This is a genomic window from Ekhidna sp. (genome assembly GCF_039960695.1).
Taxonomy (GTDB): Bacteria; Bacteroidota; Bacteroidia; order Cytophagales; family Cyclobacteriaceae; genus Ekhidna.
This window is the reverse complement of the sequence record NZ_JBDVKP010000020.1, coordinates 487,196-509,255: the sequence shown is the minus strand read 5'-3', so window position 1 is coordinate 509,255 and position 22,060 is coordinate 487,196. Positions and strand designations below refer to the sequence as shown.

The following is a 22,060-nucleotide window of genomic DNA, read 5'->3' as shown; positions in this document are numbered from 1 at the left end:
AATTTTTGAACTATTCGCTTTATTTTTGCGCTCCTATCTATAAACAAAAGAGAGATGCCAAAAGGAAATTTTTTCGTACCAGATCCAATCAATGAACCAATATTGAGCTATGCTCCGGGCACCGCACCGCGTGAAGAGCTACTAGCCAAATACAAAGAGATGTATAGCAAGAAAATCGATGCACCCATGTACATCGGCGCTCAAGAGGTTCATACTGATAATAAAATAGCAATGACTTGCCCACATGATCATCAGCATGTACTGGGGTATTTTTCTGAAGGCGATGCTTCCAATGTTAAAGACGCAATTGATGCAGCACTTGCTGCCAAAGAGGACTGGGAGAAAATGACTTGGGAAAATCGAGCAAGCATCTTCCTTAAGGCTGCAGATCTTTTAGCTGGCCCGTACAGATCAAAGATCAATGCAGCCACAATGCTTGGTCAAGGAAAAAATGTTCATCAGGCGGAGATCGATGCAGCGTGTGAGTTTATTGACTTTCTTCGCTTCAATGCTTCCTTTATGCAAGAGCTATATATGCAACAACCAATTTCCTCAGAAGGTGTCTGGAATAGAATGGAATATCGTCCGTTGGAGGGTTTTGTTTTTGCCATAACACCATTCAACTTTACAGCTATAGCCGGGAACCTTCCAGCGGCCCCCGCAATGTTGGGAAACACTATAGTTTGGAAGCCAAGCTATACTCAAGTTTATTCCGCACAGGTAATTATGGAAGTATTTAAAAAGGCGGGTTTACCGGATGGTGTTATTAATCTTATATATGTTGATGGACCTGTAGCCGGAGAGGTAGTATTTAATCATCCAGATTTTGCAGGATTACATTTTACAGGTAGTACAGGGGTATTTAAAGCACTATGGAAAACCATAGGTGCAAACCTTGATTCCTATAAAACTTATCCTCGAATAGTCGGTGAAACTGGTGGTAAAGATTTTGTGGTCGCTCATAAGTCTGCGGATGCCAAAGAAGTAGCAACGGGATTAATAAGAGGTGCTTTTGAATACCAGGGACAAAAATGCAGCGCAGCTTCAAGGGCATACGTTCCTTCCAATATTTGGGAGGATGTAAAAAAATATATGGTTGATGACCTTAAGTCTATCAAAATGGGATCACCTGAAGACCCGTCAAACTTTGTAAACGCCGTGATAGATGAAGTCGCCTTTAAGAAAATTTCAGCTTACATCGATCAAGCAAAAGCAGATAATGATGTTGAGATCATCTCTGGTGGAAATTACGATGATTCCAAAGGATGGTTTGTGGAACCAACGGTGATTGAAGCGAAAGACCCTAAGTACAGAACCATGTGTGAAGAGATATTTGGCCCAGTACTGACCGTTCATGTTTATGATGAGAATAAATTTGAACAAATACTGGAGGTGGTTGATCAAACTTCACCGTACGCACTCACAGGAGCTATTTTTAGCAAAGATCGGTATGCGGTTGATCTAGCAACTTATAAGCTGAGAAATGCTGCAGGGAACTTCTACATTAATGATAAGCCGACAGGAGCTGTCGTTGGTCAGCAACCGTTCGGTGGAGCTAGAGGTTCAGGGACAAACGATAAAGCTGGAGCTATGATGAACTTAATGAGATGGGTAAGCGCACGTACCATTAAAGAGACATTGGTGTCCCCAACAAATTATAGATATCCATTTTTAGGATGATGAATAAGCTTAAGCCTTTCCATTTGGCAGTTCCTGTAAAAGATCTTGAAGAAACACGAGTCTTTTATAGAGAGGTAATGGGGTTTGAAGAAGGCCGATCTTCTGAGTGTTGGGTAGATTTCAACTTTTATGGCCATCAGTTTGTCATACATAAAGTTGATATAAAGGAAGATATTGAGGTTAACCCTGTAGATGGAAAGGCTGTGCCTGTTCCCCATTTTGGTGTTGTACTGGATTGGTCAGATTGGGAGACATTATCAAAAAGATTAAAGGAGTCAAATATTGATTTTGTAATCGAACCATACGTCAGGTTTGAAGGCCAAGTTGGAGAGCAAGCAACTATGTTTTTTATGGATCCGTCAGGAAATGCCCTTGAATTCAAATCCTTTAAGAACGAGGAAGATCTATTTGCTAAGTAGGTTGAAGATTCTTTATTTTCAGAAATCTTCAATACATTCAGTTTCATTAACTAGAATATGAGTCAAAACACGCACAAGGCAGATGCTATCTTAAAGTTGACCAGGTCGGAAGCTTTGCAAGGCGGAAAGTTCAAAGACTTTGTCACTGAATTGATTCCTGTGGTGTGTAAATCAACAAGTGCACATCGCGCTTCTTTTTGGCTTTATCGGTCAGAGAAAGATGAGTTTGAAGGTATCCAATCTTTTGATACGGAGAGCAATCGCCCCTCGTCTGGGGTTGCTATTGATAAACCAAACTTCCCTACGTTTATTGAGCAGCTAAAAGCGAAACAGTTCATTTACGTGGAGAGTAATGATGATTCTACTGAATTTGAAGAGTTTGCAATTGATTACTTATTAAAAAATAGATTAAGATCATGGGCGTGCATACAGGTTTGGAATGACAATCGACTCTTTGGAATTTTATCTGTCGAGTGGCAAGCCAAGAAAGACTTTACCGATCAAGACAAACTCATCCTTCTTACTGGAGCCTCCATGATTAGTCAATGTTACGATGCATTGCTGCGATTAAAAGAAGACTTCTTGCATCGGAATGAAGTGAGTTCCTTAAAAGGTGAAGAAAAAGAGAAGGAAAAGCTGGCTCGGAAACTTTCAGATCATGCATTTTACACCTCTCACAGCATAAGGCATCCACTTTCAACTATCCTTGCATTGATTGATTTAATTAAACTGAATTGGGAGAGTAGAGAAACTTACGAGGAGCTTCTGCAGCAGCTAAAGATTGAAACTATGAATCTAGATGATGCCATTCGTGTTATGACCGCTAAAATTGAATTAGATTAGTCGCTGCAAAACCTGAAATTACGCCCGAGTATTCACCATGACCCGAAGACCTAATCGAATAAAAGAAATAATTCTTCGCAGAAGTACCTTTATCATTTTTCTGATCTTGATACTGGGTGCTTTTGGCCTCCTAAGAATTGTGGCTACTCACAAAGACATTGATGATGTCGCTAATATCGATCTACCCATCATTGAGATTTTAACTGAAATTGAAACCAATCAATTAGAACAAGCTATTGCATTTGAGCGTGCAATCAGGTATTCGGAAGAATTAGAAACTAATAGTGACATAGCCGTGCAAGGATTTGCAGAAGCGGATAGCACATTTAGGTATTTAGCTGAGTTGGTTGATATTCTGCTTTTAGACGCTGAACAGGAAGTATCAAACGCACTTAAACAAACCAGTCAAGAAGTTCAAAGAATTAAGCTCAAAGGATTACTTCTCTCCATAAAAAAACTTGAGGGTGATCACACGAGCTACGAAAAACACGCCTTGGAGGTCATTGACTTACTTGAGGAAGGGCTGATTGAAGAGGCGGTTTTCACTTCAGAGCGAGTAGAATCAGAAGAAGATCAATTCAATAAGCAGGTGGAAGGTGTTTTGATGCGACATGAAATGTTCACTGAGGCGTTGGTAAAAGTAGTGGAGCAAGAGGAAGTCCTTTCAATGAAATGGATTGTCACACTGACTTTACTTTTTGTCATACTATCGCTATTAGCAGTTTATACATTTAGCTATCGCATATGGCGACCGTTAGAGGATATCAGAGCAGGTGCTGAGAGGATCGGGGCCGGAAATTATAGCGCAAAGATCAAGCTAAGCTCAAATAGCATCACCAGTGATATTGTAGAGTCTTTTAATGATATGGCAGATCGATTGGCTTATTCGCAGGCTGAAATTGATCAATTTATACACTTCTCATATAGTACTGCAGATGATTTAAAAGCTCCCATTACAAACCTGGGGTCTCTGTTAGATATGTTGGGTAAGGAGAATTTAAATCAATCTAATTTCAAAGCTATTCTTAACAATGCAAGAAAAACAAATCAGCAACTGGAGAAAACCGTAACCTCTCTTGTCGAAGTAAATAAAGTTCGGGAAGAATTGTCCGCAGATGGAGAAGAGTTAGACATAGATGAAATCCTCAAGGAAGTAGTGTCTAATCAAATAAGTAAAATCAAGAGCTCGAATGCTGTGATAAAAAAAGATTTTTCAGAGTCTCCACTTATACACTATCCTAAATCTCAATTGAAAGTAATTTTTAAGCATCTTCTTGCTAACTCACTTGCCTATAGAGATCCGGAGAAATCTTTGCAGATTAGAATTAAGTCAAAGAATGTTAATGGACACACAACAATCATTTTCAAAGACAATGGCTTAGGATTTGATTCTATTAAATATAAAAATGAAATCTTCCGACCATACACTCGGTTACATTCCCATGTTGATGGTTCAGGCCTTGGTCTTTATATCATTAAAACAATTATTGATTATCACAGAGGAGGAGTAAGGGTAGAAAGTGAATCAAGGAAAGGTGCAACTTTTGCTTTGCGATTGAATTGATTTCAGTTTTCTACCAAATGACTTTCGTAGATATTTTCAAGTAGCTCGGGAGAAAGCGGCTTAGAAATAAACGCAGTAATGCATTTAGAAGAAGAGGCTCGTTCCTCATCTTTAGCAGAAATGGAAGATGTCAGCATAATTACCTTGGTGGAGCCATTCATCCCGAGTTTTTCATACTCTTCTATAAAATCCCAACCATCCTGGCCAGGCATGTTTAAGTCCAGGAAAATCACATCTGGCGTTTGTCCTGCAGATTTGACTTGACTAAGGAAGTCAATTGCATGAGGTACATTATTGATAGACTCAACCTCATTTGCAAATTTGGCGTGTTTGATGATTACCGAGTTGATTGAATTTACGATATCATCATCGTCTATTAAAAGTACCTTCTTAAAAGTTTCCAATGGTTAGCGATGAATTAGATTTCTAAAGTTAAGAAAGCAGATGTAAAATTTGTTTTGAGGTCGATCTTTTTTGATGAAAATTCGATTATGACAGACGGAATCAAGCTGAATGGCTTTTTTTTGATCAGATCACTTTTGGAAATACGATTTAACTAATAGAATTATTCCGTGATTTGTTAAGAGCATTTTAAGATTAATGTGCAAAATAAGGCTGATTACGTTACTTTTAATAAGCCAAAAAAATGGAAGGATCAATAGAGAGTAGGCGGCACAACTAATCTTTAATTACCAACCCATGAAAACCTTTTTTAACATCAATGCCTTTAAGCAAATTAAATGGCAAACAGTCGTTGTAGTTGGATTGGCCTTAGCACTCGGACTCAATATTTTGTTTGGAAGAACCTCATTAAAGGAAGCAAGAAAAATAACCAAAGATCTTGAGTTAAGGATTGACACGCTACAGGCAGTAGAGAATGAGTATAAGGAGCTAGAAAAAAAATATGTGGATTTATATGGAGAATTCAGCACAACAAGAACTCAAATTTCTCAATTCAAAGAAAAATTGGCAAAAATATCAAATGCACAAAATGCCAGTTTAAGCAAAATCCGTAGCGAACTGGGCAATTTGGTCAATGCGTATGATACTATTGATGTATCAATTCCACCGGACACAGTCAATATTGACAGCCTTAGATTTTAGTATTATGAGAACTCACTATTTATCTTTCTTATTCATGTTATTTTCCTTCTTTCTTACAGGTCAGGAAATTAAGTTTCGAAACTCCGATCAGAAATTAGTTTTAAAGAAAGGAGATTTAGTGCGAATTCAAGCCGATACTGCTTACTTAATCAGCCGAGAAAGAGCGATTTTGTTGAACGAAAAGCTGGATCAGCTGGAAAGCACACGAAAAATTAACGCTGAGCTTAAAACAATTAATCAAGATTTGCTCGAAAAGGTTAAAGAGGTAGAAAAGCTTGTAGGAAAGCTTCTCAAACGTATGGAAGCGTCATCTGCAGAGGCAGATGTAGATCTGGAACAGATACTAAACGATCTAGATGTAAACCTTTCATCTCTCAAGCAAAACAATTCTGAGCTGGCAAAAAATAATCAAGATTTGAAAAAGCAGATCGGCGAAATGGATCATACAATTAAGCGCCTAAAGCAAGAAATAAGAGGAATATGGTGGAATGGACTGACCGATAAAATAGTAGTTGGAGCCATCGGTTTAGGTCTGGGATATTTAATAGGCGTTCTGTAACTCAAACAATTGCCAGATTATTTGCTTCATGCTGCGTGACAGAATAATCCTCCGTATTTCACGCAAAAAAATTCCGAAATAATCGTTATTTACCTAGTCAGGTGTAGTGCGTTGATTTGATATATGAAACCCACAACACTTACTGCTATAATAATTCTCTCTTTCGCTACAGCGAACCTGTATGCTACCTCTGCTTCTGAAGTGGATTTATCAGAACCATACAGGGTCGAAAAAAAAATAATAGTGCTCTCCGCCAACTTGGATGTGGAGATGATGGCACTCTCAAGGTATAGGAACCTTAAGATTTTCTGCAATGATGATAGCTATCGACGTACGATATTCAGCTTACTGGATCAAATTCACGAATATCACGATATGCTTGAGGCTGATTTGCAGTCCACTACCTATAATCATTCAAAGCACACCATCACTCGAATACTGAAGCACATGGATAGACTGGATAGTAAGTTCAATTCAGATGACTTTACTGAATTTTTTAGTGATCAGTGTTCTTTTCAATCTAGGATAGAAAAGTACTCTGATCACTACAAAGCAGGTTTTGCCACCCATTCATACGGAGGTAAAGTTTATGCTCAGGAAGTTGTGATGTATAGGTACCTAAAACGACTTACCAGAAGGGTGAAGAATATTAAAAAGCATGTTGAACATTTTTATATCAGAAGAAAAGTATGGGAACACGAGGGATAATTTATTTTCTACTAGCACTCTTTATTTCTTCATGCGCTCATCGTGAAGTTCAGAAGCCAGAGTCATTTAAAGTAGATATAAACTGGCGAGATAGGACTGTTGGTACAATGAGTCTCGATTCTTTACACACAGGGCAAACGTATTTGTCAGTGTATTCCGATATCTATATAAATACAGATCAGGAAAGAATATTATTAGGAGCAACTATCAGTATTAAAAATCCAAATAGAACCGATAGCATTTTCTTAACAAGCGCCGATTACTTTGAAACAACTGGAACACTACTTCGCAATTATGTGAAGGCACCTGTTTTTGTTCTGCCTATGGAAACGGTTGAGATTGTCATTCCAAGGTTGGACAAGGAAGGTGGATCTGGAGCTAATTTCTTATTTGATTGGAGAAAGAGGGAACAGGCATTTGAGCCAATTTTTGAATGCTTGATGCTATCAGCTATTGGCAATCGAAGCTTCTCTTTTTCGACACATGGACAGCACCTGGTAAGAAATACATCAACTAGTATGATAAAGTACTAAGTCCATAAAGCACTAAACAAAGATTTTAAAACATAAAAGTCACAATTATGAAAAGTAAACTCATCGGAATGGAAATAAGTAAGAAAAAGATGTCATTGCTGGAGTATTACAAGCTCCTCTTGAGTAAGGTGAGTTTCAACAGAGAGCTCCTGCATAAAGAATATCAAAAAGGGCTTAAGTATTTAAGTCTTGATGAGCAGGCCGAGCTTAACTGGTGGCTAAACTTTAATCAAAAAAATAATTGGTTCGACAAAACAGCAAAGTCATGAAATGGAAAAATATTCTAACTGAGAAACGAAACGAAAATCTGATTTTGATATCAATCATTCTAATGATTGTGATGATTGGCTACATGCATAATAGACATATATCAGATATGAAAGCGGCGGTTACATCGATTTACGAAGATCGTCTGGTTGCGAAGAACTATATCTTAACATTGACGCAAAAAATACATGAAAAGAAAGCTTATATAGGTTCAAAAGATGAATTCTTTGAAAAAAGTATTGCTGCAAATCATGCAATGATGCAAGTGATTGAAGAATTTGAAGAAACGAAATTGACTGACGATGAAAGTCACTCTTTGCGAAAACTGAAAAAGAATATAAGTTTTTTGGAAGAATTAGAGATTCAAGTTCAGCACAATCCATCATTATTGACTCGTGATGCCCTTAAAGACCGTCTCGAGGACCAACACAATTTGATTTTAAATGATCTGGTAAGATTGTCTGAAATCCAGCTTGTGGAAGGCAAAAAGCTGTTGGAAGATTCCAATCAGATAATGACCTCAAATTCAGTGACTAATCGGGTAGAAACTGCATTGATAATCATCGTTTTCCTTATTTTCATAATGATCAACTCGTCATCAAAACGAGTTGTTAAAAAGGATTTGTGGTATGCTTGATTATTCATTCAAATAAGATCACTAATAAGTAGCGACAAGCTGGACATATACATTATGCCCAGCCTTTTCATTTTTCACCGTATTTCTTTCACTATGCCTTAAGTGATATTGCTTATCCTTTGCTATTCTGTGCAGCTATTCATCGGAGCGTTTCTAGGTGATCCTCCTCAGCAACTGACAAATAGGTTTCTACCTATTCCCTTTCACCACCTTCTTCCTTTCCCTAAAATCATGCACAAAGCGGAAGGCAGTCTAATGACAGCAGTCACTGGGATTGCTGGTGAGCTTCAGCTTTCATTTAGCGGTTACATGTGCCCTTCTCAGAAAACAATCAAGAATGAACAGAAAAAAACCCCACCATTTTGGTGGGGCGCAACCTACTCAACTAAATGAAAACCGCTTATCATGTTGAGGATAACTTACTTTTTCTAGCATTGTTTGCTTCATATCTTTTCATCAGGGTAGCAGTGCTCAAGCCTTGATAGAGTATAGAACAAACCACCACCACATAAGTGAGTGTCACTATTATTTCTTTTCCTTCAAAACCAGGTGCAAGTGATAGCGTAAATGCAACAGGAAGCCCACCTCTAATCGCTCCCCACGACAAGACGGAGATTGTTCCCTTATCGAATGTATGACTCATGGACATGAGCTTAATTGGGATAAAAACACTTAACCATCTGGCGAAGATTACGATGATGACTGCAAAAAAGCCAAGCGCGAAGTAGTCGAGCCTGAGTGGTATCACCAGCATTTCGAATCCGATCAGTACAAATAGCATGGCTGCAAGTGTTTCTTCAATAAGTCTCCAAAATTTGTAAACGTATTCACCGACGGCACTTTCGCCCGTTTCACTTCTACCATAGTTGCCAATGATAAGTCCGGTAAGCACAGCCACCATCATAGAGGATACTGAGAGAGAATCACCCAAATATGAGCCCATCATCACCAGGGCAAGAGTGATCAACACTTCTGCTTCAACTACATGATTATCTACCAATTTCAGCAGCTTAAAGCCTAACCAGCCAAACAATACACCTACAACCAAACCTCCAATAATATCTCTGAGAAAAATGAGCGAAATGTCCCAGGTGCTAAGCACACCATGAGAAACAGCTTCTTGCTGCACATTTACAAGTGTAAAGGCAAGCACAATTGCAATACCACCGTTCAGGAGCGATTCACCAGAGATCTTCGTCTCTAACTTTTTGGAGAGATCGTACTGTTTGATGGTTTTGGTGATAGCGATGGGATCGGTCGAGGAAATTAACGCTCCAAATACCAGGCAGCTTATAAAGCTGATGCCAATTCCGGTTAAATCCAGTATAAAAAACATTAGCCCACCAATGACAAGCGTGGAGATCATAACCCCGTAAAAAGATAGGATCAGTACAGGGATTAACTGGCTGCCCAGCTTACGAAAATCAATTTTTAAAGCTGCTGCGAAAAGCATGACGCTTAGCACAAATCGATACATAACATCTGAGAAATCGTATTTCTTGACATGCTGAGCCAAATGATACTCAGGGAAAGCAAGGCTAAAAGCAAGGACTCCTAGCGACAGAGCCAATGCTAACACCATCAAACCTATCGAAGAGGGTAACTTTAGAAAAAAAGTATTGATAAAGATGAAAAGCCCGGAACAAAATATCAGCAGACTTAAGATGTCGAATATCTTCATTAGTTAAGCGGTTAAATACCGAACACTAAATTAGAGATCACATATTGACAGGGAAATGAGAATTTATCTGTAAAAATTGATCCGTATAAATACGGAGTGTTGGTTAGATGAGCTGCAAATGAGCTGCTTTTTTTATAAGCTCTGCCGTGTTTTGAACGTTTAGTTTTTTCATCATATTTACCCTATGTGTTTCGACGGTTCTCGTGCTTACAAAAAGTAGTTCAGCAACCTCTTTTGTTGTTTTACCATCTGAAACAAGCTGTAAAACTTCCAATTCGCGTTCGGAGAGCTTCTTGTGAGATTCTCCTTCAATAGCCATATTCCCAATCATCAGGTGAGAGATTTCCTTGTTGAAGTATTTCTTACCAAGAGAAACCTGTTTGATCGCTTCTAGCAATTCTGCTTCATCAGCATTTTTTATCAAATATCCGAAGGCTCCATTCCGAACTGCTTTCACAACATACTGACCTTCAGCATGCATGGTCAAAACAATAAATTTGACTTTTGGAAATTCCTCACGAGCTTTTTCAATAGCCTCAAGTCCATCGCCGCCTGGCATGGATACATCCATCAACACAATATCAACTTTAGTTTTTGCCAATAGCTCAAAAAGCTCATTGACTGAGGAAGAATCTCCTACAACCTCTAAGTCATCACTTCTTTCTAGCAATGAGATCATGCCTTCCCGAAATAATTGATGATCATCTACTACAGCGATTTTCAATAAACTCATACCGGTATTTCTATTTCAATAGTTGTTCCCTTGGCGTTACTAAAGATATTAATAGTTCCTGATGAAAGATTAACTCGTTCTTTCATATTTCTAATTCCATTCCCATTTCCTAATTCAGCAATGTCAAAACCTTGCCCATTGTCCGAAATAAATAGGTCGAGGTGATCTTCAAAATAGGTTAGCGATAGCTTAATCTCAGTGGCATTTGAATGTTTCAGAGAGTTATTGAGTGCCTCTTGAATGATGCGATAGATTGAAATTTGAATGTGATCGTCTAAATCGACTTTGACAGGAACGTCATGCCTGTAGCGAATGGTAATAGCAGAGCTATCGTTCATCTCTTTCACCATATTGGCGACAGCCTCTCCAACTCCGAAATCTTTGAGCACACTAGGCATAAGATTGTTAGACATATTCCTTACCTCTTGAATGGTGTGATCCAATTTTTTTAAGAATTGGTTTTTTAGCTTTACATCGATTGAAGTGGATTGCACATCTAAACGTAAAGTGGTTAGCAAAGGCCCCAGTCCATCATGAAGCTCTTTTGCAAGTCTCGACCTCTCTTTTTCTTCACCGCTGAGAATCGAACGTTGGTTTTCCTTTTGATGGGTGAGTTCTTTTTCCTTGTATTGCTGAAGTTTTTCTTTCATTTCAATCAAAGAAGATCCTAATCTATCCGAGGGTCCCAGCGGTGTGAACTGCGCAGTAAAGTTTCCGGAACCTATTTCGTCAGCAAATTTTATGGTGTCTCCTAGCGCCTGTATTAGCTTATTAAGTGCGATAAACATGTGGCCAATTTCATCCTCTCGATTTTCATCGGGAAACACATCTTCTTGAGCACCTTCAGACATGCGAATTAATTTTTTCTCCATACTGATTATCGGGCTTACAATCATATTGGATAGATAGTATGACACAATGAGAATGAAGGCGATAATTGTGGCAACAATTACCAACAAGTTTTTCCGCAAACGTAAAATAGGTCCCATAGCTTCGTCATGGTTTATCTCACTAAGCATTACCCATGTCAGTCCGTTTATCTCCATTTTTTCATAGGAGCTAAAGACGTGTATGCCCCGATAGTCCAAGAAGCTATCCTCTCCTGTTTGGCCAGAAAGAGCTCTGAGCACTCCTTTTGTTTTAACAGTTGTTCCATGGCCGTAAGCAAAATCAAATCGAGAGCGTGATTTCAATTGATAATCGTCACCTACGAGATAAGACTCTCCAGATTCTCCCAGACCTGTCCGTTCAAGAAGGATTGCTTGAATATCGGGGACATAAGCAATTGCTAAAAAGTATAAACCACCTTCATGTCTGGCAAAGCCAAGGGTGATTTCTCCGGATGGATGCTGATTGGTAAAATCTATAATAAAAGTTTCATCGGACCATTTCACAAAATTGGGAACCTGATAGGCCCCAATAGTATTTGGCTGAATAGTATCTACTGCAAATTCGAAAAAACCCGTTGCTTTTTCTCCTGGAGAGTGGTTTGTTTTAATCGAATTAAATAAAGCAATGCGGTCAGTTACTTCAGCTTTTATTTTCACCAATTTCAATTGCTTTACAGAAGAAAGTTGAAGAAACACACGCTCTCTAAGCGCTTGATCAAATTGGTAGTAAAAGAGAGAAGCAAGAAAAGTGGTCACAACCAGCGCCAGGCAAATCATAATCAGAGCTAGCTTGTTGCCAATCTTGTTCATGCGAATCATTTGGTAAAGTTATCTCTTAATACGATTGTTGAGCTATCCGTATTAATACGGATGCAGCTCTCCGTGATTTTACCACACTTTTTTACCAATATTCTGATAGATGAATGAAGGTCTTGGCATTTTAGATTTGATGACATAATTAAATAAGCCAATGACAAAACTTCGGTATCAAGTCGCCCTTCTCGTAATATTAATTTTGGGCTCAACACTTACTGTGAAAGCTCAGAATGTTGAAGAACAATATGAGACATTAACCAATCAGTGGTTGGAGGTATCAGTGGAGCTCAAAAGTTACAATGGCCTGTCGAAGTTTTGCCAGAGTCAAGAATTCAGGGGATATGCAGTCAATATTTTGAGCGACTTGCATCATTTCGATTCAGTAATGATCAATTTTCTTCATGAACCGACCACAGAACTGTTAATTGGTAAAAAAGAGTATCAAAAATCCCTAAAAGACATCAACAACTTTGAAGCTAAATACAGCACTAAAGGGTTTTTGGATTTCTTACGTGAAAGCTGCATAACCCGAAACGATTTGGAGAAAAATAAAGAAGATTTAAAAAAGGATATTGGAATGAATTCTTTTGATGGGCAAGTGCTCGTTTTGGAAAGCGGGTTAACTAAATACCTGAAACACATAGACAAACGAATCTTGGCTATTGAAAAGCACATGCATATGATTCATCCGGATAGAATAGGGCTGGAACTAGCCAGTAACAACTCCTTTCAAGACTAATTTGAGGAATGAGAATGTGGAAGTTAAGCTTAGCAAAAAGAATCAGGACAGGAGCAGCGCTAGCGGTTGTATTCCTATTGGTGTTGGCCACCAATAGGATGGACAGCAACCATTTCATCATTGTGCAAAAAAGCCTGACTACTGTATACGAAGATCGGCTTTTGGCAAAGGATTACATCTACAAAATATCACGTCAGCTTCAAATCAAAAAGAACATCATTTACAATGGTGATATGAATCAGATAGAGTGGACTATTAACATGGCTAATGATTCAATCGATGTTTTAGTTTACAAATTTTCTCAAACTGAGTTGACCGAGACTGAGGCACTTCGCTTTGAATCATTCCAAAATAATTTGAATGAGCTAAATAAACTTGAGCAAAATTTGAGTCAAGTGGAACTCATAAACGAAGAACTCCCGTCACTTAATGTGAGAGAAGATCGGTATTCACAATTATATGAAGAGTTAGATATTTTGTCTAAAATTCAGCTGGACGAGGCTAAGAGAGAAATTAGCCATTCAACACGCACGATCAACGCTAGCAACCTTATATCTCGATTGGAAATCGGAGCTTTAATAATTATTGGTCTGTTGATTCAAATGCTGATTTTTTTCAAGCCATTAAGGTAGGCCCATCCAGGTTTGAATTTTTTTAAATAAAAAAAGCCCGGCGACTGCCAGGCTTCTGCTCTCCCTCTTGGGCTCGAACCAAGGACCCTCTGATTAACAGTCAGATCCAATATACTTACTTCTATTTACCAATATTTACTAATTAATTCATAATCAGATATTTATAGATAAATAATACTTAAACCACTACGTAATTTTATACCTTTTTACCATATTTGTTGTGCAAATTGTTGTGCAAATTTTGAACTATGAAAGCAACAGTATCAATAGTATTGGACAAAAGAACCAGGAATAGCAAAAAACAACATCCAGTTAAACTGAGAGTAATTTACGATCGATCTAATAGGATGTATAGCACTGGATTTTTTCTTACACCGGATCAATTTGATCGAGCTACTGATCCGAAAGCTCGTGGTGATATGAGGCAGATAAGGCTAAAACTAAATGCAATCGAACAGAGAGCCGAATCCCTAATTGATGAAATGGGTAAGTTTAATTTCGATTTGTTTAAGCGAAAATTCACATCTCCAGGTTCTTTTTCGAGGGATGTCATAGCTTTATTTGACAGCTATATCGAAGAGCTAAATAGACAAGAACGTATAGGTAGTGCTATTAGCTATAAAAATGCAAGAGACTCTTTCCATCGTTTTAAGAGGAGAATTTTGATTGATGATATAACTCCTGGTTGGTTAGAGCGATATGAGAAATGGATGATCAGCAGCAATAAAAGTTTAACTACAGTGGGGATTTACTGTAGAAGCCTTCGAACTATTTATAATAATGCAATTCATAATGGTTTAATATCAAGTGAGCACTATCCTTTTGGAAAAAGAAAGTTTCGTATTCCATCTGGATCTAATGTAAAAAGGGCGCTTAGTTTTGATCAAGTTAAAACCATTATGGATTTTAATCCAGCAAGTATTGGACAAGAAAAAGCAAGGGATTTTTTTCTGCTCTCTTACTTGGCTAATGGTGCCAATGTTACTGATTTAGCACGACTCCAATTCAAGGATATTGATTCAATGGAAGGTCAGATTATCTTCAATCGCACAAAAACAAAAAATACCATTCAGAAGAGTAAACCTATAATAGTAGAGTTGACTCCATCGCTTGGCAAATTAATTGATAGTTGGAGTAATCCAATCAAAACTATGGACAACTATGTGTTTGATATTTTAACGGCTGGCATGGATGAGAATCAAAAGAAAAAGAGGATACAGAACTTCAATCGTAATCTGAATAGGAGGTTGAAATTGATATCAGAAGAACTGAACCTCGGCGCAAATTTTAGTATGCAAACTGCAAGACATACTTACGCAACAATCTTGAAAAGGAAAGGAGTGCCAGTAACTTTTATTAGTGATGCTCTTGGTCATAATTCTATCAAAACAACAGAGAATTATCTATCCAGTTTTGACAAGGAAACTAGAAGAGAATATGCTGGATTCTTAACAAGTTTTTAAACAGCTTTCAAAATACCTTGTAACCCATTATTCTATGAATTGAAATTTCATCCAAAACTACACTTCTGTTCGATCTCTTTTTTTTTCAGCACCAAGTTTGCCTCTATTAAAACGGTAGCTCATCCTCTAGAAAAGCCATTCTTGATTGTAGCTTCCAACTCGAGATTCGAGTGAAGCCTCAGGCAATTCCCCCTACGAACTCTGATCGTTGAAGATGTCAGTAATCAGTATTTTCTGTATTGACTCGACCATAAATTTTTGGCTACTTTGTTAAGTATGCAGGGACAGAAATGAAAATTAGCTTCAGAGTTATTCCAATGATAGGATTGAGAAATTTTTAAATGCAAACAGATGTCAAGGAGGAGAACTGGTTTTTAAAAGTATGATTTGATGGAGCCTGAAATTCAGAAATAAGTAAGGAATAAGTAAGGAATAAGTAAGATATTCTTTGGGACGAAAGGCTTTCAATCACACTACATTAGTGATTCATCTTCTGAAAAAAAATCTCACGACTCAGCATGAAATTAATTAAGTTTTTCTCTAATCGGATGTTTAAGAATATATGTAAAAAACTTATTGTCTTAGGCATTGCACTCTTCGTTCACACTGCAATTATTGCACAAGCAAGAAAAATTCCGAAAATCGTTTCTATTCAATCCGATGTAAAGGAGTATATAGAAACCTTTTATAGTTTGGATTATGACAAATTAGAAGATTTTTATACATCAGAGTCAATCTGGTTAGATCGATCAACAAAAGTTCTCTTTCCGAATCCGGAATATAAGGTTGATAGAAGCATTGGATCTGACAAAATAATTAAAGACTTGAAGTCTGGGTTCAGTGGTGTATTTGATGCGAATTATAAAGTTGAAAAGGAATTTTATTCGAGAGAATTTGCAATTCTGCACGGAATATATTCATACAAAATTCCCGCTAACAAATATCCTGGATACGAGTCTTCAAGTAAAATTTTCGATTACCAAATTGACCTGAATACAATACTGGTAGTCAAAAATGGAAAAGTTTTAGAACACATAGAGCACGGTGATTGGACATCCGCGGCAATGCAGACATTGCTACAAATGAAGGGAATCAATCCAAAAAAAGAATCCAGTAATACTAAATCTATTGCATTAGGTTATTTAAAAGCATTTTTTGATATGAATTATGAAAGTCTGGCCAGTTACTATTCAGATAGCTCGGTATGGTTGGATAGATCTGTCAAGGTTATTTACCCCAATCCTGATCATGAGATAATACAAAGTAAAGGAAGAAGTAACATAATTTCTGATCTAAAAGCAGGTTTCCAAGGAGTAATTGATGCAAAATATATAATTGAAGAAGAATTCTACTCCCGAGAGTTTGCTGTTTTATATGGAACATATTCATATAAAATTCCAGCAAAATATTTCACAGGATATGAGTCAGTAGATAGAATATTAGAATTCGAGTTACCTATAAATACGATTTTAGTCATCAAGGACGGTAAGGTTTTGGAGCACATCGAGCATGGAGATTGGATTTCCTGGGCAGGTCAAACAATTAAACAATTGAAGGAATAAATAATGACTCTTTTTCATACTGTTGAGTACCTTGAAGATGCTATTTATCAATCCAAAACACCACTCCTATAAGACTTTTTATCCTTCCGTTTAATTAACGTTCCTCTACTGAAATTGTAGCTAATGTTAAGGAAAGCCATCCTTGATTGTGGCTTCCAGTCGGAGATTCTTGTAAACCCATCTCCAACAATTTCTCTTCTATATCTCTGGTTGTTGTAGATATCAGTAAGACGTACTTCTGCCTTGATCCGATCTTCAAAAAGACTATACTTTAAACCAAGATCAAGTTTATGATAGACTTCTAATGAACCTGTTAAGTACCGTCTTGGTCCATTGTAGCTCCATGAAACAATACCAATCAGATTTGATAATAACTTATAAGAATTGTTAATTCTACCATTAAGGTTTTTTGCTGATTGGTTTAGATAGGAGGGGACAGAATGGAATTTCTCACTGCTCCAACTTATCCCTCCATTTAACTTTAGCTTATTTCCAGCATCTACATTTACACTTAGGTTAAGTCCTGTTACTGAACTATTGCCCAAGTTTTCATAGGTGTGGATCACTCGTCTATCGCTTTGCGTATCAAATATGCTTGTCAACAAGTTCTCTTTTCTATTGAAAAATATCGTGGTTGTGATGCTAACCTTTTTCTTATTCCATTGGTATGAGCTCTCAATATTATTGGAAAACTCCATAATCAAATTTGGATTTCCGATTCGAACCAGGAACTCATTGGATTGAGAGGTCAGTGGATTTAGGTGTGATAGGGTTGGTCTTGAAATTCTTCTACTGTATCCTATTTTAAATATCTGATTTCTTTGGGTATCAAAAGCTCTAATTAAGTGAATCGACGGAAATAGATTGACTTGACTAAAGTCCAGGATTGAAGACTCTTTTACATTACGCTCATACGATTCAATTCGCAACCCCACTTGTACTTCTAATGGGGTTAATTCCAGATTGGATGATATGTAAGCTGCATGGGTTAATTCATCGCTATAGAACAAATCTATTGTTTCTAATGATAGATTTTTAGTCTCAAGTGAGTTTCTGAATTCCTGAATGTTTAGGAGGTATCCGACTTCAAGATTTAACTGATTGAATATTTGGCGGGTATAATCAACAGCCACATCATAAATACTAACATTATTATCAAGATTGTTGTTTGTGATATCCAAATTTGGCAAAAAAGCACTGGTGAGCTGATTTCGGTTGTTGGATAATCTTGAATCAAATTCAATCTTATGGTTTCCACTAAACCGATGTACCATACCAAGTGAGTAATCAAGCGTGCGGTGCGAATGAAATGAAATATTAGTTTGATTTATCTCAGTGCCTATCTCAATTATTGAAGTAGGTTGATCAATTTCATGTTCATTCAATCTGTAATCAATAGATGCAAAATATTCTGTTTTTTCGGTCTTAAACCAATCGAGACGATACGTCAAAAATGTTACATCACCATCGAATAAATAATTCCCTTTCTGGATGTAAGGAAAAATACCAATTCGCTCTTGATAATGATTGTTTTCATAAATGAAATTCTGGTAAGAAGCATGTAAGCGATGACTCAGCAGGCTATCTCCAATCCCTACGGTGGATCCTATATTATAACCTCTCAAAGAAGTAATCCCTGAATTTGTATTGAATGTTAATCCCTTATTGACTTTTTGATGGGTGATTATATTAATAATTCCGGTAAGTCCATTTGCTCTGTGTCTCGCTGATGGAGTAGTTATGACTTCTATGCTTGCAATTTCGGATGCAGATAGCTGTCGAAGTAGTTCTTCTACTTGTAAGGGAGATGGTTTTCCGTTTACAAGGATACTAACGTTTGAGTTGTTGCGCAGTAAAACTCCTCCGTTTTCATCGATTTGTATTTCTGATATCTGCTCAAGAAGAATCCTTGCATCGCCTCCGGTTGAAGCTATATCATCTCCAATTGTAATTACTTTTCTATCAATCAATTGAGAAATGCTTGTTCTTTCACTTTCAACTATTACTTCATCTAGATTTATTGGTTCGTAACTTAAGAATATGTTTTTAATTGTAAGACCGGAAATTGAAAGTGTATCGGAAAAAGGACTGTAGCCAATAAAGTTGACATGTTGTATGTAAGCCCCAGGGGTTAGTGAGTTGAGTGAATAATTCCCATTCTCGTCGGCAATAACTCCATTGATCAGGGAACTATCCATGGCGTAAATTGTGATTGTAGCGAAGGGTATAGGTGATTGAGTATTTGAATCTTTTACAGAACCTTCGAGCTTCTGTGCAATTATCCCATGAGCTATAAAGAGAGATATTATTGAGATTAATTTCAGCATTTTTGTATTTAAAAAGCAAATTGGGTGCATTTCAAATCATGTATTGTTAACAGATTCCTAATTTTTCTTAATGAAATGTTAAGGAGCTTAGCACTTAAAACAAATCATAGTTTTTCGCTACAAATTGATTTGCTATCTTGTTTAGACAAGTGTTTCATGCTTTCAATGATTTCGTCCTAAGTTCTAACTCTTATTAAAATTTAATTGCAGATTTAGTTTTGGATTTTTTTATAATAGGAAGAGTGAATTAATCAGTTGTATCTATAAAAACTTTAAGTATGAAATATCTAAAGGTTACCTTGATGTTTTTTTTCAGCATATTTTATTATGCCTATTTCAAAAAGAACAGTGGTTAATTAGCAATACAGTCAGCATTGAAGTAAGTGCATTAATAAGGCTCTTGGACATTACATTGTGGAGCACTGACAGGGAAGAAAACATCAAAAGAAGATAAACCTGCAATAACCCGAGAATACGTGTTGTTATACACCGAGAGTTTATAGTTTTCGAATTCAATTAACCATGCATTTGTTTCAAAGTAATTAAATCTGAAATGATTTTCCAGGTGCCGTTATCATTTATTAAATGAAGATAATGAATTTGATCACGAAACATTAATCTGGCAGTAGCAGTTTCATCATTTCTCACTTCATAAATAGATATTTCCCTATTCCTAACTTCTCGAGGGGTTTTTGCACCAGTACCGTTCTCAATTAATTTCAAAAGATTAACTTCATTCACAATGCTTTCATTATCGATACTTAGATAGGCTTTATACTTACTATATATTAATGATTTTGCACTTTTAAAATCTCCTGTATACCAAGCTTCAGATAGTTGTTGTAGTGTTTGGTGTACTTTTTCTTTAGAGTCATCATACCCGAGCTCAGCTGTTCTTTTGTGTTTTATTAGTTCGAGTGTTTTGGCAAAAGCATGATCTGCTTCAATCAATATATCTGCTTGTACACCTGTCCCCTGAAAACCTTTACCGGTTTTCCCATCAAAAGTTCTACCTACAGAAATTGAGACTCCATATCCGCCTGGAAGTGCAAAAAAAGCATTCATATGGCCGCCTCCACCCGTAGTTTCGCCAACTAATATTGCCCGTTTATTTAATTGTAGGCCGAATGAAAAGGATTCTGCAGCAGAAAAGGAAAGGGCACTAGTCATGATATATAATGGGGTGTTAACAAACTTAGAACTAAGCTCATTCGCAATAGCCCATCGTTCAATTGTTTCCCTTTTTCCATTTTCACCTTTTCTACCAATAGTTGAAACCAAATACGTTGAGGTATCAAAGAAATAACCACTGAGTGCTTTTACCATTTCAGCATCTCCACCTTTGCAATTTCTCAAGTCAATAATAACAGCATCTACCCCAACAAAAGAACTGAGTAATTCTTTCATGTTCATTAAACCTTTTTCCGTCCCGTCAAATCGGCTTAGGTTTATCAGACCAATATTTGTTCTGCCATCTCTATTTATTACTCGACTTCCTGCTAATTCATTACCAATAACTTTATCTGCGTCTTCTGCATGCGATCCTTGGCCATTCTTATAGTCATGCATATTATGATTAGATTTTTGCTTAAGTTTGGAATGGTGATCTTTCTTTTGGTTTTGATCTAATCCTAACATTTTTTGAAATTCTTTGAATCTTTTTGGATTAACCACACCAAGGTGTTTATCTGCATAAACAGATCTAAGTTCTTGATTGAGCATTTTGATGAAAGCTTCCGAATCCATTTCTGTTCTTGACCCTATTTTACTCAAAGAGTCCAAACGAGAGGACATTTTAAATCCAATATCTTCCAGGATATACTCTTTTTTTATTTGGCGACTTAATTCCTCTATAATCCCTTTCTGAAGGGAAGGAGATATCTTTTCAGTATTTTGAGCAAACATGAAGCTACTTATCAAGAGCATACCAATTAATGTTGGGAGAAGAATATATTTTTTCATGATTTTATATGTTTCTGGTCTTTTTTGTGTTATCGTCTCAGATGTGGTCTTAAAATTGATCTATTTTTTTTAAAAAAAATTATTTTGCTTCATAGTTTATAAAAGTGTATCATACTTTCAATGGTTAGGTCATAAGTTGTATTATTTCCTCATAGTTGTATAGTGATAAATAGCTGGTATTTAGATTTTTACCTAAGAACGAAATCCTGATTTCGACTAATATTTTGAATTAAGATTCAGATATGCATAGCGAGACACACTGACTTTAATTTTTTTTAAAAGATAAATGCCATGAATTACCTAAAAATCGGTTTAATTGTTTTATTTCTGAGTACGTTGAGTCATGGATATACTCAAAAGGAGCAATGGCTAATAGATTACACAAACCAGTATAGAAGTCAGTGGATTAACAAAGAACTCTCTGATGTTACGCTATGGAACGTTGACGGAGAAAAAATCACAAAAGACCAGCTAAAAAAAGGTGTGACAGTATTTAATTTTTGGTTTACAACCTGTAAACCTTGCATTGTGGAGCTACCAGCACTCAACTCTATTGCTTCCAACCCTGAATTCAAAGAAGTATCTTTTATTGGTTCGACATTTGACACAGAGGAACAGATCCTGAAATTTGTTAAAAAGCGTCCCTTTAAATACAAATTAGTATCGTCTGAAGAATTTACAAAGCGCACAATGAGTGTTAAGGTATTTCCTACTCATTTAGTCATCAAGGATGGAGTAATTATGGACTTAATTATTGGCTATGAAGAGGACATTGAGAAAACACTGAGTGAGATGATAAAGTCAGCAATTGCAAAATAATTTTTTAAACCAAAGTGATCAAAAAATCAACTACTTAAAGGCAAATTACTTTAACTCTTAACAACTAAAAGCAAGAGTTATTTTTTTTGGAAAATCCAAGAATAGAAATTGTTAAATGGACA

Annotated in this window: 22 protein-coding genes; 16 read left to right on the top strand and 6 right to left on the bottom strand. The window is 36.8% G+C overall.

Annotated elements, in window-relative coordinates:
• The first annotated feature begins 54 nt into the window (after positions 1–54).
• From pruA to ABJG98_RS18530, 4 genes are read left to right on the top strand one after another with little or no spacing between them, the layout of a single operon-like run.
• Entirely contained in the window at positions 55–1,680 is a 1,626-nt protein-coding gene (gene pruA / locus ABJG98_RS18545) for an L-glutamate gamma-semialdehyde dehydrogenase (protein ID WP_348281049.1), read from the top strand.
• Positions 1,680–2,099 (top strand): VOC family protein, encoded by a 420-nt coding sequence (locus ABJG98_RS18540; protein WP_348281048.1) that lies wholly within the window; start codon positions 1,680–1,682, stop codon positions 2,097–2,099. Before pruA ends, ABJG98_RS18540 begins: the two co-directional genes overlap by 1 nt.
• A 57-nt stretch (positions 2,100–2,156) precedes the next feature.
• Positions 2,157–2,942, top strand: coding sequence for a GAF domain-containing protein (locus tag ABJG98_RS18535; RefSeq protein ID WP_348281047.1), 786 nt, complete (start codon positions 2,157–2,159; stop codon positions 2,940–2,942).
• A 37-nt stretch (positions 2,943–2,979) separates the two neighbouring features.
• Complete coding sequence (locus ABJG98_RS18530; RefSeq protein ID WP_348281046.1) at positions 2,980–4,506, top strand: HAMP domain-containing sensor histidine kinase; 1,527 nt, start codon at positions 2,980–2,982, stop codon at positions 4,504–4,506.
• Between the two features lie 2 nt (positions 4,507–4,508).
• On the opposite strand, the gene ABJG98_RS18525 is transcribed toward ABJG98_RS18530, so the two are convergent.
• A complete protein-coding gene (locus ABJG98_RS18525) occupies positions 4,509–4,910 on the bottom strand; it encodes a response regulator (RefSeq protein WP_348281045.1) in 402 nt (133 codons plus the stop codon).
• A gap of 295 nt (positions 4,911–5,205) precedes the next feature.
• Between ABJG98_RS18525 and ABJG98_RS18520 the strand changes: the two genes are divergently transcribed.
• The 7 genes from ABJG98_RS18520 to ABJG98_RS18490 all read left to right on the top strand — a co-directional run bounded on the left by ABJG98_RS18520 (position 5,206) and on the right by ABJG98_RS18490 (position 8,707).
• Positions 5,206–5,610, top strand: coding sequence for a hypothetical protein (locus ABJG98_RS18520; RefSeq protein ID WP_348281044.1), 405 nt, complete (start codon positions 5,206–5,208; stop codon positions 5,608–5,610).
• Between the two features lie 4 nt (positions 5,611–5,614).
• Entirely contained in the window at positions 5,615–6,169 is a 555-nt protein-coding gene (locus ABJG98_RS18515) for a hypothetical protein (RefSeq protein WP_348281043.1), read from the top strand.
• A 123-nt stretch (positions 6,170–6,292) separates the two neighbouring features.
• Positions 6,293–6,877, top strand: a complete 585-nt coding sequence (locus tag ABJG98_RS18510) for a hypothetical protein (RefSeq protein ID WP_348281042.1) — start codon at positions 6,293–6,295, stop codon at positions 6,875–6,877.
• A complete protein-coding gene (locus tag ABJG98_RS18505; protein ID WP_348281041.1) occupies positions 6,859–7,410 on the top strand; it encodes a DUF3124 domain-containing protein in 552 nt (183 codons plus the stop codon). The genes ABJG98_RS18510 and ABJG98_RS18505 overlap by 19 nt, the downstream gene beginning before the upstream one ends.
• Positions 7,411–7,457: 47 nt before the next feature.
• Positions 7,458–7,679 carry a hypothetical protein gene (locus ABJG98_RS18500; RefSeq protein ID WP_348281040.1) on the top strand — a complete coding sequence of 74 codons (222 nt, stop codon included), beginning with the start codon at positions 7,458–7,460 and terminating at the stop codon, positions 7,677–7,679.
• A complete protein-coding gene (locus ABJG98_RS18495) occupies positions 7,676–8,314 on the top strand; it encodes an MCP four helix bundle domain-containing protein (protein WP_348281039.1) in 639 nt (212 codons plus the stop codon). The genes ABJG98_RS18500 and ABJG98_RS18495 overlap by 4 nt, the downstream gene beginning before the upstream one ends.
• 102 nt (positions 8,315–8,416) lie before the next feature.
• Entirely contained in the window at positions 8,417–8,707 is a 291-nt protein-coding gene (locus ABJG98_RS18490) for a hypothetical protein (protein WP_348281038.1), read from the top strand.
• A gap of 10 nt (positions 8,708–8,717) precedes the next feature.
• Here the strand turns inward: ABJG98_RS18490 and ABJG98_RS18485 are convergent, their stop codons facing one another.
• The 3 genes from ABJG98_RS18485 to ABJG98_RS18475 form a co-directional block, all read right to left on the bottom strand.
• Positions 8,718–9,995 (bottom strand): sodium:proton antiporter, encoded by a 1,278-nt coding sequence (locus ABJG98_RS18485; RefSeq protein WP_348281037.1) that lies wholly within the window; start codon positions 9,993–9,995, stop codon positions 8,718–8,720.
• 103 nt (positions 9,996–10,098) lie between these two features.
• Positions 10,099–10,728, bottom strand: coding sequence for a response regulator transcription factor (locus ABJG98_RS18480; protein ID WP_348281036.1), 630 nt, complete (start codon positions 10,726–10,728; stop codon positions 10,099–10,101).
• On the bottom strand, positions 10,725–12,428 hold the full coding sequence (locus ABJG98_RS18475) for an ATP-binding protein (protein ID WP_348281035.1): 1,704 nt from the start codon (positions 12,426–12,428) through the stop codon (positions 10,725–10,727). The genes ABJG98_RS18480 and ABJG98_RS18475 overlap by 4 nt, the downstream gene beginning before the upstream one ends.
• Positions 12,429–12,588: 160 nt before the next feature.
• On the opposite strand from ABJG98_RS18475, the gene ABJG98_RS18470 reads away from it, so the two are divergent.
• The 4 genes from ABJG98_RS18470 (at position 12,589) to ABJG98_RS18455 (ending at position 16,830) form a co-directional block, all read left to right on the top strand.
• Positions 12,589–13,173 (top strand): hypothetical protein, encoded by a 585-nt coding sequence (locus tag ABJG98_RS18470; protein ID WP_348281034.1) that lies wholly within the window; start codon positions 12,589–12,591, stop codon positions 13,171–13,173.
• A gap of 14 nt (positions 13,174–13,187) precedes the next feature.
• On the top strand, positions 13,188–13,805 hold the full coding sequence (locus ABJG98_RS18465) for a hypothetical protein (protein WP_348281033.1): 618 nt from the start codon (positions 13,188–13,190) through the stop codon (positions 13,803–13,805).
• Positions 13,806–14,053: 248 nt separating this feature from the next.
• Positions 14,054–15,268, top strand: coding sequence for a site-specific integrase (locus tag ABJG98_RS18460; protein WP_348281032.1), 1,215 nt, complete (start codon positions 14,054–14,056; stop codon positions 15,266–15,268).
• A 518-nt stretch (positions 15,269–15,786) separates the two neighbouring features.
• The gene (locus tag ABJG98_RS18455) at positions 15,787–16,830 is read left to right on the top strand and encodes a hypothetical protein (protein ID WP_348281031.1); all 1,044 of its coding nucleotides are present in this window, start codon (positions 15,787–15,789) and stop codon (positions 16,828–16,830) included.
• A 47-nt stretch (positions 16,831–16,877) separates the two neighbouring features.
• Here the strand turns inward: ABJG98_RS18455 and ABJG98_RS18450 are convergent, their stop codons facing one another.
• Positions 16,878–19,157 (bottom strand): outer membrane beta-barrel family protein, encoded by a 2,280-nt coding sequence (locus ABJG98_RS18450; RefSeq protein WP_348281030.1) that lies wholly within the window; start codon positions 19,155–19,157, stop codon positions 16,878–16,880.
• Between the two features lie 516 nt (positions 19,158–19,673).
• Complete coding sequence (locus tag ABJG98_RS18445; RefSeq protein ID WP_348281029.1) at positions 19,674–21,119, bottom strand: S41 family peptidase; 1,446 nt, start codon at positions 21,117–21,119, stop codon at positions 19,674–19,676.
• Positions 21,120–21,410: 291 nt separating this feature from the next.
• Here ABJG98_RS18445 and ABJG98_RS18440 point away from each other — a divergent pair, with 291 nt between their 5' ends.
• Positions 21,411–21,938, top strand: a complete 528-nt coding sequence (locus tag ABJG98_RS18440) for a TlpA disulfide reductase family protein (RefSeq protein ID WP_348281028.1) — start codon at positions 21,411–21,413, stop codon at positions 21,936–21,938.
• Positions 21,939–22,060: the final 122 nt, after the last annotated feature.

Excerpts from the sequence above, each read along its gene's own strand:
- ABJG98_RS18530 (WP_348281046.1), top strand. The coding sequence starts at position 2,980 with ATGACCCGAAGACCTAATCGAATAAAAGAAATAATTCTTCGCAGAAGT.
- ABJG98_RS18515 (WP_348281043.1), top strand. The coding sequence starts at position 5,615 with ATGAGAACTCACTATTTATCTTTCTTATTCATGTTATTTTCCTTCTTT.
- ABJG98_RS18455 (WP_348281031.1), top strand. The coding sequence starts at position 15,787 with ATGAAATTAATTAAGTTTTTCTCTAATCGGATGTTTAAGAATATATGT.
- ABJG98_RS18540 (WP_348281048.1), top strand. The coding sequence starts at position 1,680 with ATGAATAAGCTTAAGCCTTTCCATTTGGCAGTTCCTGTAAAAGATCTT.
- ABJG98_RS18440 (WP_348281028.1), top strand. The coding sequence starts at position 21,411 with ATGAATTACCTAAAAATCGGTTTAATTGTTTTATTTCTGAGTACGTTG.
- ABJG98_RS18470 (WP_348281034.1), top strand. The coding sequence starts at position 12,589 with ATGACAAAACTTCGGTATCAAGTCGCCCTTCTCGTAATATTAATTTTG.
- ABJG98_RS18475 (WP_348281035.1), bottom strand. The coding sequence starts at position 12,428 with ATGAACAAGATTGGCAACAAGCTAGCTCTGATTATGATTTGCCTGGCG.
- ABJG98_RS18520 (WP_348281044.1), top strand. The coding sequence starts at position 5,206 with ATGAAAACCTTTTTTAACATCAATGCCTTTAAGCAAATTAAATGGCAA.
- ABJG98_RS18450 (WP_348281030.1), bottom strand. The coding sequence starts at position 19,157 with ATGCTGAAATTAATCTCAATAATATCTCTCTTTATAGCTCATGGGATA.
- ABJG98_RS18535 (WP_348281047.1), top strand. The coding sequence starts at position 2,157 with ATGAGTCAAAACACGCACAAGGCAGATGCTATCTTAAAGTTGACCAGG.
- pruA (WP_348281049.1), top strand. The coding sequence starts at position 55 with ATGCCAAAAGGAAATTTTTTCGTACCAGATCCAATCAATGAACCAATA.
- ABJG98_RS18445 (WP_348281029.1), bottom strand. The coding sequence starts at position 21,119 with ATGAAAAAATATATTCTTCTCCCAACATTAATTGGTATGCTCTTGATA.
- ABJG98_RS18480 (WP_348281036.1), bottom strand. The coding sequence starts at position 10,728 with ATGAGTTTATTGAAAATCGCTGTAGTAGATGATCATCAATTATTTCGG.
- ABJG98_RS18500 (WP_348281040.1), top strand. The coding sequence starts at position 7,458 with ATGAAAAGTAAACTCATCGGAATGGAAATAAGTAAGAAAAAGATGTCA.
- ABJG98_RS18460 (WP_348281032.1), top strand. The coding sequence starts at position 14,054 with ATGAAAGCAACAGTATCAATAGTATTGGACAAAAGAACCAGGAATAGC.
- ABJG98_RS18495 (WP_348281039.1), top strand. The coding sequence starts at position 7,676 with ATGAAATGGAAAAATATTCTAACTGAGAAACGAAACGAAAATCTGATT.
- ABJG98_RS18465 (WP_348281033.1), top strand. The coding sequence starts at position 13,188 with ATGTGGAAGTTAAGCTTAGCAAAAAGAATCAGGACAGGAGCAGCGCTA.
- ABJG98_RS18505 (WP_348281041.1), top strand. The coding sequence starts at position 6,859 with ATGGGAACACGAGGGATAATTTATTTTCTACTAGCACTCTTTATTTCT.
- ABJG98_RS18510 (WP_348281042.1), top strand. The coding sequence starts at position 6,293 with ATGAAACCCACAACACTTACTGCTATAATAATTCTCTCTTTCGCTACA.
- ABJG98_RS18485 (WP_348281037.1), bottom strand. The coding sequence starts at position 9,995 with ATGAAGATATTCGACATCTTAAGTCTGCTGATATTTTGTTCCGGGCTT.